The organism is Planktotalea sp. (genome assembly GCF_965659345.1).
In the GTDB taxonomy this organism is placed as follows: domain Bacteria; phylum Pseudomonadota; class Alphaproteobacteria; order Rhodobacterales; family Rhodobacteraceae; genus Planktotalea.
Map to the genome: position 1 here is coordinate 71,884 of NZ_CBFHVK010000014.1, position 16,604 is coordinate 88,487.

A 16,604-nucleotide genomic window follows, 5' to 3' on the forward strand; every position below is an offset into this window, starting at 1 on the left:
ACGAACGTTTCGCCCATACCTGAAAGGGACCCACATATGTCTGAGATTGTCCCCTGGTCCGCCATTGAAACAGCGCAACATATTCGGGCGCGCAACGTGTCCGTCAGCGAAGTGACGCAAGCCCATCTCTCACGGTTGGACCTCGCAAATCCCGAACTGAACGCCGTGACCCATCTCATCGATGAGGCCCTGGATCTCGCGACTGCCATGGATGCCAAACGCATTCCAGACGACGCAAGTGCGCTCTACGGTGTTCCAGTGACGGTGAAGGTCAATGTCGACATGGAAGGCTACCCCAACACCAACGGTATTCCCGCGTTCAAAGATATGACAGGCGATGGCGACGCGCCAGTTGTCGCAAACCTCAAATCCTCTGGCGCAGTGATCATTGCGCGCACAAACACGCCCGAGTTTTCGTTACGTTGGAGCACCTCTAATCCTTTGCATGGCGTTTCCCTGAATCCTTGGGACACCGCAGTGACCCCCGGTGGGTCCAGTGGCGCAGCTGCAGCTTGTGTCGCCTCTGGCATAGGGGCAATCGCGCATGGCAATGATCTTGGCGGCTCCCTACGCTATCCTGCGTATTGCTGCGGTGTCGCAACCATTCGCCCCTCAATGGGGCGCATCGCGGCGATGAACCCAAATGCGGCAGCAGATCGCCCGCCCATTACCTTCAGCATGTCCGTTCAAGGCCCTATCGCGCGCAGCGTTGCTGATGTGCGCGCAGGGCTCGAAGTTATGTCAAAGCGCGACCCCCGTGATCCGCTGCAAGTGAATGCACACACCAGCGGTCGGCCGCGCGATAGCCAAATCACCCTTGGCATAGCCACCAATCCCTTCGCGTCAGATGTGGATGATGCTGTCGTCAACGCTATGACCCAGGCGCGCGATGCCGCGAAAACCGCAGGCATCAAAACAGTTGAATTCACGCCGCCTTGCGCAGATGAATGTGCCGCGCTGTGGGGCGATTTGCTCTTCACGGAAACCCATCACACATCGCGTAGCTTGATCGAAGAACACGGATCAGCCGAAATCAACCGCACGCTTGTTGGCTACGCAGAGCACTACAAACTTTTGGACATGCCACAGCTTTTTGCCAGTCTCACACGGCGCCTCCAGCTTCAACGCATGTGGTCACTGATGTTTGAAGAGATCGACGCACTTTTGATGCCCACATCTTTGATCCCTCCGTTCGAGAACGATCTTGATTTCAAAGAGCCCAGCAAAATCCCCGACCTGTTGCGCGCGCAATCCCCACTTTTCGTCGTCAACCTGCTCGGCCTACCATCAGTCGCGATCCCAACACATGTTGAAAACGGCCTACCGCTTGGTGTGCAGCTCGTTGCCCCGATGCATGATGATTGGTTCGCGCTCGACATTGCCGAGCGCTTGGAAACTGAACTAGGAACGCTTTGGCAGAACTTGCCGGTTTGGGCTTAAAGGGGTGCGGTTATATGCAGTTCCACTGGCGCAAGGCCGGTGATTTCACCGTGCAAATGATCTCCTGCGACCACAGCACCCACACCCGCAGGCGTGCCTGTCATAATGACGTCACCCGCGCTCAATTGATAATACTTTGAAAGATCAGCAATCACTTTCGGCACAGAGTGGATCAAATCCGCCAGCGTTGCATCCTGACGCATTTCCCCATTCACCGCGAGCGTAATCCGTTGATCCGCGATAGCACCAAAATCAGCTGCTTTGCGCGCCTCGGCAAAGACGGCACCATCTTCAAAATCCTTAGCAGTATCCCATGGCTGACGCTTGTCTTTCGAATTGGCCTGAAGATCGCGACGCGTCATATCCAAAGACGCACAATATCCATAGACAGAGTCCATAGCCACGTCTTCACTCACACGAAACGTATCCTTGCCAATGAGAATACTGAATTCCATTTCGTGATGATAATTCTCTGTTCCCAGCGGATAAGGTGTTTTGCTCCCACTTGGGATCGCGTGCGTCGGCGCTTTGGTGAAGTAGAATGGGTTTCCATATTCCGGCACGCCACCCATCTCGACCGCATGTGCGGCGTAGTTGCGCCCAACGCAAAAAATTCGGTTAATCGGGTATGCAGCGCTCTCACCCTGAACAGGGATGAAGGTTGTCGGACGTGTTGGAAAAAGGAATTCGGTCATATTGCTCTCCTAGCGGTGCATCGCTGATGGCCCAGTGCATGTAGTTTTGTCAAGCATAGCGCCCTTAATGCGCTGTTTCGCCAGTCAATTCGACGGTGAAAAACCACTCCTCATCAGGGTCCCGCTCGACAATCTCATCAGGCACAACCGCAGGCCCAGAGAGAAAAACGTTAGAGCCAAAATGCCCATGCAGTCGCGCCAGCTTTTCTTGGCGCTCCCCCGTCAGCTCACCGTAGAATTTCGAGTAATTCTCCGTCGCCTTCAACTCATCAATCTTTGCGCGGTGACATTTCACCGAATGCGCGTGCGCCGCTGCAATCTCTGGATCGCTCATCAGTTTTGCCAGCTCATCTTTCATCATGGGCAAACGCTTGAGGATCGACGTTTCTTCCTCAAAATTATTGTTCATGCGAAACCAATACGCCAAGCCCTGATCGCGATCCACGTGGTTCACTCGGCCACGATCACGCTTCACCAAAAAGCTTTCTGCCGAGCGCACAGCGTAATGGTTCAGCTGCACCAAATCATATCCATATGTTTCAATCGTTGAACGCCAGCCGTTGCGAAACATCTCTCGGGGCAACGGATTACCAGAGCCATTGACCCAATTAATATCTTCCCAAAGCTGAGGATTGAGCCCCTTCGGGCGATGCACGCCAAGTTTTTTAAACAAACCGATGTTCTGGAATAGCGTTTTAAATCCCCACGCCTGATGCGGCTTGCGCGCAAACTCTGGGGCACAGCGCAAGAACTGCTCCGTGATAGGGCCATCCACATATTCATGCACATCGCCATTGCCAAAAAGCCGCCAAGTCATCGCAATCATATTGGCATCCGGCACAGCTTTGAACAAAGCATCCAACGTGCCATCGCCAACCTTGATATTCACGAACTCGTCTACGTCAATACAGGTCGCCCACTTAGCGTTCTTGATGACATCTTCTTCTTCAGCCGATTGCAACGCCGCGTGCTGGGGCTTCAGGTCCATCTCTTTGAAACGGTTCTCGCGCCACTGACAAATCCCTTTGCGTTCCAGCATTTGCAGCATCGTATCAGTGCCGTCGGTGCAATCGTTGGTATACACGATGATATCATCGAACCCGATAGCGCGATGATAGGCGAGCCACTCAAGAATGAATGGACCTTCGTTCTTCATCGTCGTCACAATCGCGCAGCGCCCCCTGCCCTTGGGCACCGAGTCTTGCTCGATCTCTGGCATACGAACAGGCTTGTGCCCCCAATATGTGATAGATTGCTCCAGCAAGGTGTCTTGCTCGATTAAAGACGTTTTCGGGACAATCTTCGAAATCGCTTCAGATGGATGGCGCAAAGCCATGTAGCGAAAAAACCGCATTGTGCGTGACGCGTCTGGCGTAGCATTGCCCATACGCACCAAACGCCAAACTGCGTCCGCAGGGGCTTTGGCCGGCGCAATGCACCACCTCTGGCGCCCACCACCCGCATCAAACTGAACACAAATATGATCTGCGAAAAGCGTTGGCTGATCGTTGCGCACCCGCCAAGGATAGCAATGTTGCCCCAGCAGCGCGATCAAACCACCCTCTGCACTGACGGCGGTATCGAAAATCGATGCCTCGCTCGGCACCAACAAATCATGTACATCAATATTCGCAACAGCGCGCACCCCCGCAAGGAACCGCAAACGCGTCATCTCATATAGGCACAAAGCCCCCAATGGCGCATCCCAAGGGGACGCTGGCGGCACAACCATGCGATCTTTGCCCGGCGCTTCTGGCACACAAAACGGATGTGCTTCTGCAGGGAATTCAGGTTTGCCAAACGGCACATCACTGCTCAGCAAAATGACAGTGCACTCCAGCGTCTTTAACCCTGCCTTAAGCCCATTGGCAAACGCACGATCACTGCCCGGCACCGCACGATCAAAAATCACCGCACCATTTAGACCATGATGTTCAATATGATAACGCAGCCACGTCAGAACCGTTTCAGCGCTTTCCCCGTTGCGCACAGCAACCAACGCATTAGCACCCTCAAGCAAGTCTTGCTCTGCTTCAGCCGGCGTAATCTCAACCGCTTTGCCAGCAAATTCAAACGACAGATCTGCCTTTTTCGGCAAAGCATACGTCACATAAGGCGCACCCCCGACAGAGCGTTCCTCAATAACATTTGCCTTTTTGGGCGCTTTGATTTGGGCAAGATCAACACCCGTCTCAAAAAACAGTGTCACATGTCGCGCGCCTTCAACCACTTGCTCGACAGCATCAAGCAAAGTGACATCGCCAACGGTCTGGCTCGCAAACAAACGTTCAATCAAACCCGTACTCACTGCTGCTCTTTCTGCAATATCTCAATCTGCGCACGCAAAAACGCGCGCCCTTCTTCTGCTGTCGGCGGCGTACTACCTGTCAACAAATTCAGACGAAACCGTAAACGCAAACTGTCTAAATCTCTGTGCGTACGTGCGATCAATCTGTCTTGCTCTGCCAAGCAAAGCGCCACTTCTTTCGAAAAATCCGGCAAGCTTTGCAAAACGCGACGCGTTTCATCAAGCATGTTCAAAATCTCTGGCGCATCCACGCTGTTCCAATTGCGCTCGGCCCAATAAGTCAGGTCAATTTCGCGCTCCATATGATTGGGCAAACCCCGCGCACGCTTGGCCATGAATTCATCCAAAGAGCGCAACGAGTAATGGTTCAGCCAAGCCAGCTTCGCACCCTGTGATGCCCCATAAAGCGAAATCGCCCCACCATTGCTAGCAAAACCTTGGGACAACGCTTCGCCATCCGGTCCAATCCAGCGCGCAGGCTTAGATTTTTTCGCACGGGGGCGATGCACCCCAAGCGCACGAAATGCGTTTGGGCGATGTAATGTTTTGAATAAATGCCCAAGCGGAAAATGCAGATCGAGCGGCGCTGCCTGCGTAAACCGTTCAGGCGTTAAACCCTGCGTGCGTGTCCCCTGCCCGCCCGAACCATAAAGCCGCCAAGGCAACGCAAGTGCATCAAATGCGCCGCCCTTAAGCGCCGTCAAATCCACAACGGAGCCGCCTTCTGGCAAACACAAAAACTCGTCGCAATCAAAGAACATCGCCCAGTCTGCATCCTTAAACCAAGGATGATCATCTGCAATTTTCAAAGCCTGCCACTGAACCGATTTCTTACCTTTGGGCGTAAACGACACATGCGCCACTCGCGGATCTTCAGCAAGCCGATCAAGCACAGCATCCGTGCCATCGCTATTGTCGTGCGACAACACCAAAATCCGGTCAAACCCAACCGCCAGATGATGCGCAATCCACTCCGGCGCATAAGCACCATCGTTACGCATACAGGTGATGCCCAGAATACTCAAATTAACTCTCTGCTCTCGCGCGATGCGCGTTTTTACTTGCTTATAGGTCCATTCCGTAAACAAAGTCACCTAAACGACACTTATTGTTCACTAATTGTTGGCAATGAGTCACAAAACGGGATTTCGAGAATGATTACATTCGATCAAGCCATGGCCGCAATGGATGCACCTCAAATCACTGAGCTTGAGACCGAAACGCTTGACGATAGTGACGTTTTAAATCTGATTTTGCAGCGCTCCGAGATCATTCGCGACCAACCAAAATTCAACCGCTACATCAAAGCATGGACCCAAGGCGATGACACACCAATTCTTGACCTGATCAATCGTATGGGCCGCGATACCCTCATCCGTCGCGCGGGCGCATACATCTATCTCGAATTCGAACAACTCCGCCATATTTTCGATAAGAAAGCACCCGATTATGTCGCCGACATCGGCTGTGGTTACGCGCTTTTTGATATGTTTTTGCACAAGGAATACGGCAGCAAACTTGCCTTGATCGACCTTGAAAACAACGACAATCGCCACTTCGGGTTCAAGACCTCTGGCGCCGCCTATTCCAGCCTCACCAACACCGAAAAATTCCTCAAAGCGAATGGCGTGCAAAAAAGCAAAATCAAAACCTACAACCCTGAAACCGATGATCTGAGCAAAATCAAAAAGCTCGACTACGCCTTCAGCTTTATCTCCTGCGGCTATCATTACCCGCTCTCGACCTACGATCAATTCTTCCGCGACAGCGTTGGCAAAAAAGGCCGCATCATCGTTGATATTCGCTCGCACACGCTTGGCGACACGATGCTTGCTGTCTCTGATCTGGGCTACACCCGCGCGCTGGTGAAAGCCGCAAACAATAGTGCTGATCGTGTGATGATCGCAAAATCTCTTTAGTTCTGAAAGGCTCCCATTATGGCTATTCCTGACACGCTCGCTGCACGCCTTATTGAAACGGTGAAAGAAAATGACCTTGGCGGTAGCTTTGTAATGCTTGGCCGTCAGCGCTGGGTCGGAAAGCGCCGCAAACGTTCTGCAGCGCTCTTTGAAGAAGTCCTCGCCAAACATCTCCCTGATGTCGATGAAGCCGACTTGGCAAACCCCGACAATGAATACGCCGAACAGTTCTTTGAAAAGCTTGGTTTCTCTTCAGTCGATTCAATGGATTTTTCAGATTTTGAGAATGCGTCTATCATTCAGGACCTCAGCGCTAAAATTCCCAAAAAGCTAGAGAAGAAATTCGACGTGATCTATGATGGCGGCACGTGCGAGCATATTTTTGATCTGCCAACCGCATACCGCAACATCAACAAAATGCTCAAACCCGGTGGCGTGTTGATCGGTCATTCGCCCTGCAACAATTGGGTGAACCACTCTTTCTATCAAATCAATCCTGAGATGGTGTATGGCTTCTGGGAAGGCACGCTTGGCTACGAAGTGCTACATTGCTCGCTGCAACCTCTGATGCCTATGCATGCGCGCAAAGTGGTGACGACGACAAATCCCAACGTCACAGGCAAACGCCCCCGTCTATCAGGCACTTTGGCCGATGGCGGCATTATTCTAAACTACGCGGTGCGCAAACCGCTCAAGGATGTGAAGTCAGGCGAAAAAGTGTATCAGACGGACTATGAAAACCGCTGGCAGGACGCTGCTGAGTAAATCGGGGTCAGCGTTTCCAACGCCAGACTTGCCAAGCGGCGATAGCTGAAAATACCGCGGCGATGCTCAACCAAGCGATCCCTGACTGCTCTAAATAAACAACGCCGGTGTCTTCATCAAAGCACCGCCCAAGCGCGTTAAAGCAGCCTCGCCGTGCGAAATAGAATGTGTAATAGGCGTAAAAGCACACGCCAGCAGACAAAAGCGCCACTGCAAAAATTGTCAAACGAAGACTTTTGCCCGCGCCACGCACGGCTTTAAAAATGCTGCGCGAACATCCCGATGATCTTGGTCATCTGATCACGCGGCGGCGCTTTCTTCTTCACCGTAAAGCGTGCCATGTTGCCGACGACTTCTTCCTTCTCAAGAAACTCTTCGATCACGTGATAGCCTTTACGACCCTCATAATCATCGAACAAGAGCGTCGTCTTCTTGGTGCAGCGCAGCATTGCCGTCAGCGCGCAGGCAACGCGAAAACGGCCATCAACCAAAATTACATCAGGATGTTTGAAATCCTCTGAATCCCAAATTGAGAGCGGATAAAGATGATAGCGCTGAAATGCACTGCCGTCTTTAGGAGTACCCCATTTGCCAGTCGGCCCCACATTCACATGCTGCATTGTCGGCATCGATACAGGCTGTTCCTGCTCAAACCAACGGCGCATCATTTTAGTCCAAACACGACTGCTCTCAACTGAATAGATCGTTTTGTTCTTCATCTCAGACGCCATGACGGTTGACCCACCACTGCCGTACTCAAGAATAACATCCGCGTCCTCATAGTGCTTGCGCACAAGGGCCCCCACTTCAGGAATGAAGGTTAACTCAGGGCGTTCCATACGCTCGATTTCGTCTTTCATCGCTCTGCTCTACTCATTTTCAGCTCGAACATATCGTAAAGCGAAGATGTTGCGATGTCGCGCACAATTTGTGATTAAGCAGCTCTTTGTTTCTCAAATACGGCATAATCAGCAATTTGCCGCGCACCAAGCGCGTTCATTCGCAAATGCACACGGCGTTGATGACCAGCCATTGCGTGAAACATCAAGGACGGCAAATCCCCACTTTTGCGCAGAGCGCGCGCAAGGTTATGGTTTTTGATCCGGCACGATATAGTGCCGTCCATTTGCAATTTGTGGGAAGCGATGCGCATGCACCAACTCATCCTCTGAACCACCATGAAACACGAAATATCGCGTGTCTGGCGCATCTAGCCTGTCGATCTGTTTAAAGCGATATGTCTCAATCCGCTTGCAAAATCGCATCCAGCGTATCTCTTCTGGAACGATCTCTGGATGCACCGACACTTGCGGCACAAGCGCTGTGACCGTCTCAAAATGTACATGCTGCGACATCCAAAGCGCCATGCTCGCGCCCATAGAATTGCCAATCGCAACAACACGCGTTGCTGAAATCATTTGCGCAACAAGCTCTATTGTTTTTGCAATTCGTACCTTCATATGCGGCCCGTTCATCCAGGATCGCGAAAGGTCGGAAACGAAAAGCACATGGTTTAAACCACCATCACTCGCGATCTTGTAAAATTCGGGCGGCGGACTGACCGATGGCTTTGTTCCAACACCTGAAAAACTCACGACCAGCGTTGATGACGACCCTTGCAATTATCTGATATACAACGGATCTTTCGTCAACACGTCATAAAGCTCACTCATGGCACGTCCCACAAAATTAGTCCGTGCGCGACGCACGGTTTCCTAGTCAGGGGTCTAATACCTAAACTATGACATTAATTTGACGAAACGCTTGCTTGCAAAGCATTTGTCAATTCATCCATCTCGGGATCCATCTTCATTGCGGCCGCTTTACGCTGATGCCATTCCACCGCTTTCTCATGCAGCTCGCCCAAAACCTTGTCTGATTTGAGCTTTTTCACAAGTTTGCGATTGGAAGCTTTATAGCGATCAATCGAGGTGTCTTTTTCATCATTTAGATTGAATTTATTCCAGTAATCCATCCCGAGAACATGACTGGAGTGGTTCGCCCTGCCCCGCGCACGTTTGATCAAGAAACTCTCCATCGAGCGCAGCGCATAGTGGTTCACTTGTGCATGTGTAAACAGCGGTGGGTTGTCTGTGCGCGCACCATCGATAACGTAATCCGCACCCCCTGGCAGCACGCGTTTCGTGTCGCCCACATGCTCGTCCAATGACACGGGCGCATGCAGTCCCATACGCTGAAACTTATGCTGGTTCGTGTAAATCGACTTCACAAACTTGCCGGTCGTCGGGCGTTCTTTCTCGTCCCATTCAAATTCACCTTTGGTGAATTGCTCGGTCACAGGCGCGTCTTTCAATGTTTCAATTCCATCGGGTCCAAAAATGCGCCAAGGCACAGAAATCACATCTGCGTCCTCACCCGACCCCTCAACAAGCGCCCGCACAGATCCATCTCCCATATGAACGTTCAGATATTCATCCACATCACAAACGAACACCCATTTCGCATCCATCACAATATCATAACGCCGTGACGCCTGACGCAGTGCAGATCGATGGATGCCCGCTTTGCGCACAATCGTGTTGTGCTGGGTGACGTATCCAAGCTCTTGCAAGCGCAGCAAAATATCTACCGTCGGATCGGTACAATCATTCGTACAAACAAGAATATGATCAAAACCCAACGTCTTATAATGTGCGACCCAATCCAGAATATAGGGCCCCTCGTTCTTCATAGTTGAGACGACGGTATATGTATCACTGCTCATTGTTTGCCTCGTTTACGGGTCACTACTTTGTAGTTGTTTCTATTTTGTGAACAATAGCGCCCTGAAACGATGCCACGCAAGCGCCATAGCGCATACGACACAGCCTATCAGAAATTCACTACTCATTTGTAATCTGGTGGTACACAAACACCACTCAAGACCCTAGGGTGACCAAAAATGACGCAGGCGCTCCAAGGCCTGCACGGGGGCGAGGACAGACAGATGGCACGCACACGCGAGGTCGGAACACTTTGGATTGGCGGACCGCTGAGCTGGATGGAACAGCTCTGCTTGAAATCCTTCGTCGACAAAGGCCAGAAAATCACGCTGTTCAGCTATGAAGACATTCCAAATGTCCCCGAAGGCGTTATCCGCCGCGATGGTCGCGATATTATCGACACTGACGATTTCATCAAATACGAACAGAAAAACAGCTTTGCCCTATTCGCAGACTGGTTCCGCCTGCACATGATCCAGCAATGCCCGGGAATGATCTGGATCGACACAGACGTCTATTGTCACAAGCCCATGACGTACGAAAGCGACTATGTTTTCGGCTACGAGCTTCCCGGTGAGCATCGCGTGAACAATGCTGTGCTTGGTATGCCTCCAGATAGCGAAATTCTGCGCCAGATGATCGAGTTCACCGATGACCGCTATTCCATCGCACCGTTTCTCCCTCGGAAACGACAAGGCGCGATGCGAAAGATGGCTGCGAAAGGAAAACCTGTTCACATCACTGAACAGCCTTGGGGTGTTTGGGGTCCGATGATGGTAACCCATTTCGTACACGCGCTGAACCTTGAAGAGCATGTGCAACCGCTCAACGCCTTTTATCCCATCACCTTCCCTGAGCGTTTCAAATTCATGCGCCGCGCCGAACTGGCCGAGGGCTTAATCACCGAAGAAACCACCGCGCTCCATCTTTGGGCCTCCAACAAGCGTCAGCTGGGCAACAACCACAATGGTCTCGCCCCCAAGGACAGTTACCTCGAACGCCTCGTGCTCGAACATAACATCAACCCTGCCCTCTCCCCGATCAAGGGACGTGGCAACACGACCTTTGACGGCGCTTTGATCGACGACGTCGACCTCACTGAAGTCTCTAGCGTGGCCGACATCACAGGCATGGCGCGCGGCTTTGTTCTTGCGCTGCACCACAAGTTCGATTGCGATGTGCATCTGGTGAATGCGAACCGCCGTGGCAAGTTCAAAGACGGTGACGAAAGTTGGCTCGCGGAATACATCAAATTCCTGACCGACCACGATGTCCCAGAGGATCGCATTAAGGTTATTCGCGGCGAAAAAGAGCTGCGCCAAGTCGACGTGATCTGTAATCTGTCAGGCTACGGTGATCGCGCGCGCGTCCCGTTCTTGGGCAAGTTTCTAGATGCCTGTATGCACTCTGACACACGCGTGTTCATGGATGTGCGCAAGGGCTCTGGTGCCTTTCCATTCCTCAAGAAATACGGCTCTAACACAGCCCTTTCTACCCGCGAAGACGACGGTCACGAAGTCACGCGTATCCGCGTCACGCCCAAACCGCCAGAACCCGCTGACGCAGGCGAAAACTGGGACCGCTTGGCAGCAGAACTCGCCGGCAAAGATGGTTGGTACAGACCCGGCACCAACGGTCATAGCTTCCTCTACATGCCCCGCTCAAAAGACACGCTTGTCGTGACCTTCGACAACCTCGACATCGCCATGACCAAACGCGAAGATCGCCGCCCATGGGGCTACAGCTTCATCAAGGATCAAGGCTGGTCCATGCTCGGCGTCCTTGCAGGCGGCTGGACATGGTATCGTGAACAATGGGTGAGCGATCAGTTCGATCAGTTAAAAAAGGACGGCTTCTTCAAACAATTCAAACGCGTGGTATTTTATGGCGCATCCATGGGCGGTTACGCCGCCTGCGCTTTCTCTGCCGCAGCGCCCGGCTGTGACGTCGTTGCTATCTCTCCACAAAGTACCGTGGACAAGTCCATCGTCCCTTGGGAGAGCCGCTACAAGGTGGTCTGGGACAGCGACTTTTCAGGCAAGTATGGGGACGCTGCCAAAGTCTCTAAAAAGGCGAATAGAGTCTCAATTCTCTACGATCCCTATGAACCGCTTGATGCCCAACATGCCGCGCGCTTTACTGGTAAGAACGTCCAGCATCTACGTGCTCCTTTGCTTGGTCACCGCCTTGGATCGTCGCTCAATCAGATGGGTATTCTGTCACCCATTATCCTTGGTGCGCTTGATGGGACTTTGACCAGCGAAGAATATTACAAACTCTTGCGCACCCGCAAAACTTCCCCACGCTATCAGCGAGAACTTTTCAAGAAAGCCGTCAGCAAGGGGCACACAGACCTTGCTAAGTCACTTGGTGAACATATCCTCAAGCAGAACCCAAACCGCGCTGTGCGGCTAGGAATGCGGGCTCTTTGAGAAGCGGAATTCAGTGACCGTATTGTAGGTCTCTCCCGCCTTCAAAACCATGCTTGGGAACCCTGCATGGTTCACCGCATCGGGCCAGACCTGTGGTTCAATCGCAAGACCCGTACGCCCCATATGCGTCGCATCATAAACCTGCACGCCGCTTTCTGTACTGGCAACTTCCATCGCGATGCCGCTCGCCCTGCTCCGAAGCCAAAGCAAGGGTTCAAGAGCGCCACGTTCGGGCCGAATGCAAAAGTTGTGATCCATTTCAGAAACGCCAATCTCACGCATCTGCGTAAAATCAAACTGTGTGTTCTCAACGGCAGCAGGTTCGCCCGTCGGGATCTTATTAGCATCAATTGGCAAATAGCGCTTCGCAGCGATTTTCATCTCATGTGCGTTAATCGTCGCCTCATCAGAAAGCTTCCAGTACCCGTGCGAAGCAAAGGCGCAAAGCGTCTCTTGGTCGCTCTGTGCGCTCATGTTCAGTCGCAGCGTTGGGCCATCCAATTCGTAGCGCGCGGTGACGTCCAACGCACCCGGAAACCCCATATGCCCATCTGGCATATGCAGTGTTAGAACGACGTGGGTCGCACTGTGATCTTGCAAAGTCCAAACCATCTGGCTCGACCCATCTGGACCGCCATGTAAGCAATTGCCATTGTCTTCATTCGCAGAAAGCTGCACGTCCTGACCAGCAATAACGGCTTTGCCCTGTCCAATACGATTTGCGACGCGCCCAACTATCGCACCGAAATAGGTCAGATGCTCCACGTACTCTTCAAGGGTGTCACCATTCAAAATAACATTCTGGCCGTCGAAAATTACCTTCTGCAGGCTTGCGCCATACGTAAGAATAGAAACACTCAGATCGTCCGTTTCAAGCGTGATGCGCTCGACGGAACGCCCATCTGACATTTGGCCAAATTGTTCAATCACGCAGGAATCTCCGTCGTTCTAGTAAGTATCGCATAAAGTCATCTGCAACTTCTTGTGGGTCAATGGCATCCAGTCCCTGCCCTTTCGCAACCAATGTCACGCTGCCCTTTGCAGACGTTATATCCACGGATATATCTTCGCCCTTTGATGCACCTGAACGATCCTTTGGCTTCGCCTTGGGCGTTGCTTTCGCACCGCGCTTTAGCTTTGGAATAATCGCGCGATATGCGCGCTTCGGTGTTGTTTCGATATCTACTTCAGCAACGATTTTATCCCGCAAAGCGACACAAGCCAGCCCCAAAGACACGTCACCTTGTGATACGGACAGACGCTCTGCAATGTCTTCCTGCGTGTGGTCTGACAGGCTCTCTGCAAGCAACCCAATTGAGAGCAACTCTTCGAACCCGTTCAAGTCCTTACGCATCGTGTTTTCGTGAAACCGCTCTTCAAGATCAGCGAGCGCCGCATCTCCTTGCTCTGTCGACAAAATTGCAAGTACAGGAAGCCCAAGCTGGCGACACGCCTCAACCCGACGACGTCCAGATTGCACAGCAAACTGTGCCTCTGTTTGCAAAGGCGTTTCAGCGTTTGGCTGCCAATCAGCATTCACCGCACGCACACGAATTGGCTGCGTCTGCCCGCGCCGCGCGATATTCGCTTTTAGTGCATCAAACGCCACATCGCCTTGCCAATCGCCAATGCGATCACTGCCCGCCTGATCAACGATCTGAATGGGATCGAGCGTTAGCGCAACTGTCCCGTTTAGAATGCCCGAGACCAGTGAGCCATGCGTGTCCTCGATGCGTTGCTTGAGCAGATTCATCGCGGAGCCTGCCCACATCCCGCCCATCGCAGGCTTTGGCGCGGCGCTTACGTCTTCCTCAATCGGGGGTAATCCAGCATCAAGTTTGCGTTTTCTCGCCATCTCTTAACTCCAACGATCTTTAATAAAGGCATCTGCAAAACCACGCTTTGGCAGTTCAGGCCAAACACGCTGCGCAAGTGCATCGTTCACCGCGTTTGCATTTGCCATAAACGCGCGCGCTGAGGTACGTCGCGACTTGGGCGGCAGATACTCATAGATACTTTTGTACTCTTCAGAGGCATTCGCGATCGCGTCAGAACGGTTGTACCAAACTTGCAAAATCTCACGGGGGGCACGCCGATACAGATCCAAAATTTGGTCGGTATCTTGGTTATTTTGCTCCTGAACAATCGTCGGCAGAACCACATGCTCTCCTCGACCCACTTCGATATCCGCTTCAAACCCCATAATGAATTCTAGGTATTCACCAATGTTTGACACATAGGTCGACAAGGTCGCGAGATCGAAACCTTTCATGGTTTGTGGAATGACAACCGTATCTGCGGCGATCAAGCCGTTGAGCTGCATCAGTGTGAGAGAAGGCTGCTGATCAATCACGATGACATCGACTGTTTCCTCTAGCGCTTTGATGTAGGACGCTTGATCGAATGAGCCGTCGCTCTTGCGCAGATCAGCTGCACTTGTTCGCGCACCATTCTCGCTATCCCATCGGCCAATGGCCTCTTTCAGGATGCGGTACACTGGGATCTGTGACTGACGCGACAGGAAGAAAAGGCTGATATCCCCGTTCTGAATATTAGCGCCACCCGGAATAAGCTTGATGCCAGGCCAAGGCGTTTTTTGCCAAATTGCATTGAGTTCTTTTGGAGACGGGGTGCGAAGGGTCTCCGCGCCAGGATCATCAACACCCATGAAATCCGCAAGGGTAGGGGTGTCTGGCTGAAAAAGCGGCAGCGCCTCATCCGCGAAATAAAGACTGACAGTGGCTTGGGGGTCCGCATCGATCACACCAACGCGCAAACCGTAAAACAGATTGATATATTGCGCGAAATGAGCAGCTGACAGGCTTTTGCCTGTGCCGCCTTTTTGTGCGCCAAACGTCACGACCTTTACGGGTTCGCCAGGTTTGCGCCAGTGCAAATGCTGACGCCTAGCGCCCTTGTTAGAGCCTATAATCGAGCGAATAAGCATGATTTCAGGGGGCGAGAATGTACGTTCGCGTCCAATCTTTTCGCCATCAGGGAAAGCGTCTTCTTCATTCGAAATGCGCGCAAGATAGGTTACATCTACAGACAATAGTTCAGCGACTTCAGTCATTGAAAAGCGTCTTGCAACGCGCGTCCGCAAGGTGAGGTCACGCTGCAGCTTGGTGTTCACGCTTCCCATGACGCGTGTCATGTTGCGTATGAACTGCTCGAAATTTCCGTAAGCCATAAAGATATATCCGCGGATATAGAGTTGAAAGATGCGTCAAGCAGCTCGGTTAAGCGCTAAACTGAGGGAAGCGTCGGAGTGTTGCAACTTCTTTTGCGAAATTTCCCATCGTTTTAGAAATTGCTCTAACATTTTTAGCATACCTTCTTCGCGATTGCAGCTTTGAGCTTTGCCCATGAACGTATCAAATTGGTCAGCAGTTGGCGGCTTGCGCCAGTGTTTTTGCCAGTTGGTTTGTATCATCTCTGTGAGCCTGTCCAAGCCAACTTGGGTTATCTTGGATTTGATCAATTTGATGCTTTGTTCATTAAGTTCTGTTTTCGACACAGCTACCGCGCAACGCGACCAAACATCAGCAAGTGCTTTTTCAACCGCTGTCCTATCAAGAGGTTCGAGCTGTTTAGTCTCGAGCAACTTCTTTGTGTTCAGGACCAAATTATCTTTGACGGTTCCGTGAAAACTAGGGAACGGTGCGTTGTCGGTGTGAATTTTCCAAGTTGAATAAAGTTCACTTACAACACGACCTAGCGGGAGTTGTTTTTTATAGCTATGGTTTTTAGAGTTTACTCTGCGTTCAGCAGATTGAACGCTGCGTTCTTCTTTTTGAACAGGCTCAATAGCCTGAGGTCGTTTCAGGTTGTCACGCCAAGATTTCCAGAAAGTTACGCAGTACTTGAGGCGATAATTGTAGCCGTTCGCCATTTTCTGAGTTGTCGTTTCCAAGAGTTCAGTGTCACGAAGCTCAGCGATGTAACCTGAGATAGCAGCCTTGGATCTGCCAATGCGGTCGCTGAGTTGACCGAGGGAGGGCCAGCATTCCCCTGTACGATTGGCCATTCGGCACAATTCAACAAGTAGGCGAAAAGCACCGGGAGACATGTCGATGTTCATCACGTCACAGGGCAAGGCGATAAACCCTTTAGCGGGGTCAAAAGTGAGAGAAGAGGCCATAAAATTCCATTTCCCCGAAGCGTAAAGCTTGCGGTGATTCTGGCATTCTGCTATCAAGGGATTAGGAAAAACGTGATAGCGAAAGCTGTTCGTTATGGGCTTTGGGTGGTTGCAGCCATTCAAAGCCCTTTCTTTTCGGGAAAGGTGTTTTGGGTTTAGGACATGATTTTTCCTTGCTCGA

15 protein-coding genes are annotated in these 16,604 nt (G+C 51.8%); 4 read left to right on the forward strand and 11 right to left on the reverse strand.

Annotation, left to right across the window (positions count from 1 at the left end; translation table 11 throughout):
* Positions 1-36 precede the first annotated feature (36 nt).
* On the forward strand, positions 37-1,440 hold the full coding sequence (locus ACTG3Z_RS12655; protein WP_439143423.1) for an amidase: 1,404 nt from the start codon (positions 37-39) through the stop codon (positions 1,438-1,440).
* Here the strand turns inward: ACTG3Z_RS12655 and ACTG3Z_RS12660 are convergent.
* From ACTG3Z_RS12660 to ACTG3Z_RS12670, 3 genes are all read right to left on the reverse strand, one after another.
* The gene (locus tag ACTG3Z_RS12660) at positions 1,437-2,135 is read right to left on the reverse strand and encodes a fumarylacetoacetate hydrolase family protein (RefSeq protein WP_439143424.1); all 699 of its coding nucleotides are present in this window, start codon (positions 2,133-2,135) and stop codon (positions 1,437-1,439) included. The genes ACTG3Z_RS12655 and ACTG3Z_RS12660 overlap by 4 nt on opposite strands.
* A gap of 64 nt (positions 2,136-2,199) precedes the next feature.
* A complete protein-coding gene (locus ACTG3Z_RS12665; protein WP_439143425.1) occupies positions 2,200-4,443 on the reverse strand; it encodes a glycosyltransferase family 2 protein in 2,244 nt (747 codons plus the stop codon).
* A complete protein-coding gene (locus tag ACTG3Z_RS12670) occupies positions 4,440-5,468 on the reverse strand; it encodes a glycosyltransferase family 2 protein (RefSeq protein ID WP_439143426.1) in 1,029 nt (342 codons plus the stop codon). Before ACTG3Z_RS12670 ends, ACTG3Z_RS12665 begins: the two co-directional genes overlap by 4 nt.
* Positions 5,469-5,597: 129 nt before the next feature.
* Here ACTG3Z_RS12670 and ACTG3Z_RS12675 point away from each other — a divergent pair, with 129 nt between their 5' ends.
* Positions 5,598-6,362: a class I SAM-dependent methyltransferase gene (locus ACTG3Z_RS12675; RefSeq protein WP_439143427.1), complete on the forward strand. Its 765-nt coding sequence runs from the start codon at positions 5,598-5,600 to the stop codon at positions 6,360-6,362.
* Positions 6,363-6,380: 18 nt separating this feature from the next.
* Positions 6,381-7,127, forward strand: coding sequence for a class I SAM-dependent methyltransferase (locus ACTG3Z_RS12680; RefSeq protein ID WP_439143428.1), 747 nt, complete (start codon positions 6,381-6,383; stop codon positions 7,125-7,127).
* A 7-nt stretch (positions 7,128-7,134) separates the two neighbouring features.
* Here ACTG3Z_RS12680 and ACTG3Z_RS12685 read toward each other — a convergent pair whose 3' ends face one another.
* The 4 genes from ACTG3Z_RS12685 to ACTG3Z_RS12700 all read right to left on the reverse strand — a co-directional run bounded on the left by ACTG3Z_RS12685 (position 7,135) and on the right by ACTG3Z_RS12700 (position 9,852).
* Positions 7,135-7,353 carry a hypothetical protein gene (locus ACTG3Z_RS12685; RefSeq protein ID WP_439143429.1) on the reverse strand — a complete coding sequence of 73 codons (219 nt, stop codon included), beginning with the start codon at positions 7,351-7,353 and terminating at the stop codon, positions 7,135-7,137.
* 31 nt (positions 7,354-7,384) lie between these two features.
* A complete protein-coding gene (locus ACTG3Z_RS12690) occupies positions 7,385-7,987 on the reverse strand; it encodes a hypothetical protein (RefSeq protein WP_439143430.1) in 603 nt (200 codons plus the stop codon).
* A gap of 228 nt (positions 7,988-8,215) precedes the next feature.
* Positions 8,216-8,587 carry a hypothetical protein gene (locus ACTG3Z_RS12695; RefSeq protein ID WP_439143431.1) on the reverse strand — a complete coding sequence of 124 codons (372 nt, stop codon included), beginning with the start codon at positions 8,585-8,587 and terminating at the stop codon, positions 8,216-8,218.
* 287 nt (positions 8,588-8,874) lie between these two features.
* A complete protein-coding gene (locus tag ACTG3Z_RS12700; RefSeq protein WP_439143432.1) occupies positions 8,875-9,852 on the reverse strand; it encodes a glycosyltransferase family 2 protein in 978 nt (325 codons plus the stop codon).
* Positions 9,853-10,074: 222 nt separating this feature from the next.
* Here ACTG3Z_RS12700 and ACTG3Z_RS12705 point away from each other — a divergent pair, with 222 nt between their 5' ends.
* Positions 10,075-12,282, forward strand: a complete 2,208-nt coding sequence (locus tag ACTG3Z_RS12705; protein ID WP_439143433.1) for a hypothetical protein — start codon at positions 10,075-10,077, stop codon at positions 12,280-12,282.
* Here the strand turns inward: ACTG3Z_RS12705 and ACTG3Z_RS12710 are convergent.
* From ACTG3Z_RS12710 to ACTG3Z_RS12725, 4 genes are read right to left on the reverse strand one after another with little or no spacing between them, the layout of a single operon-like run.
* Positions 12,262-13,212, reverse strand: coding sequence for an aldose epimerase family protein (locus ACTG3Z_RS12710; protein ID WP_439143434.1), 951 nt, complete (start codon positions 13,210-13,212; stop codon positions 12,262-12,264). The two genes, ACTG3Z_RS12705 and ACTG3Z_RS12710, sit on opposite strands and share 21 nt — an antisense overlap.
* Positions 13,205-14,137, reverse strand: coding sequence for a ParB N-terminal domain-containing protein (locus ACTG3Z_RS12715; protein ID WP_439143435.1), 933 nt, complete (start codon positions 14,135-14,137; stop codon positions 13,205-13,207). The genes ACTG3Z_RS12710 and ACTG3Z_RS12715 overlap by 8 nt, the downstream gene beginning before the upstream one ends.
* Before the next feature lie 3 nt (positions 14,138-14,140).
* Positions 14,141-15,472, reverse strand: coding sequence for an AAA family ATPase (locus ACTG3Z_RS12720; protein ID WP_439143436.1), 1,332 nt, complete (start codon positions 15,470-15,472; stop codon positions 14,141-14,143).
* A 36-nt stretch (positions 15,473-15,508) separates the two neighbouring features.
* The gene (locus ACTG3Z_RS12725) at positions 15,509-16,423 is read right to left on the reverse strand and encodes a helix-turn-helix domain-containing protein (protein ID WP_439143437.1); all 915 of its coding nucleotides are present in this window, start codon (positions 16,421-16,423) and stop codon (positions 15,509-15,511) included.
* Between the last annotated feature and the right edge of the window lie 181 nt (positions 16,424-16,604).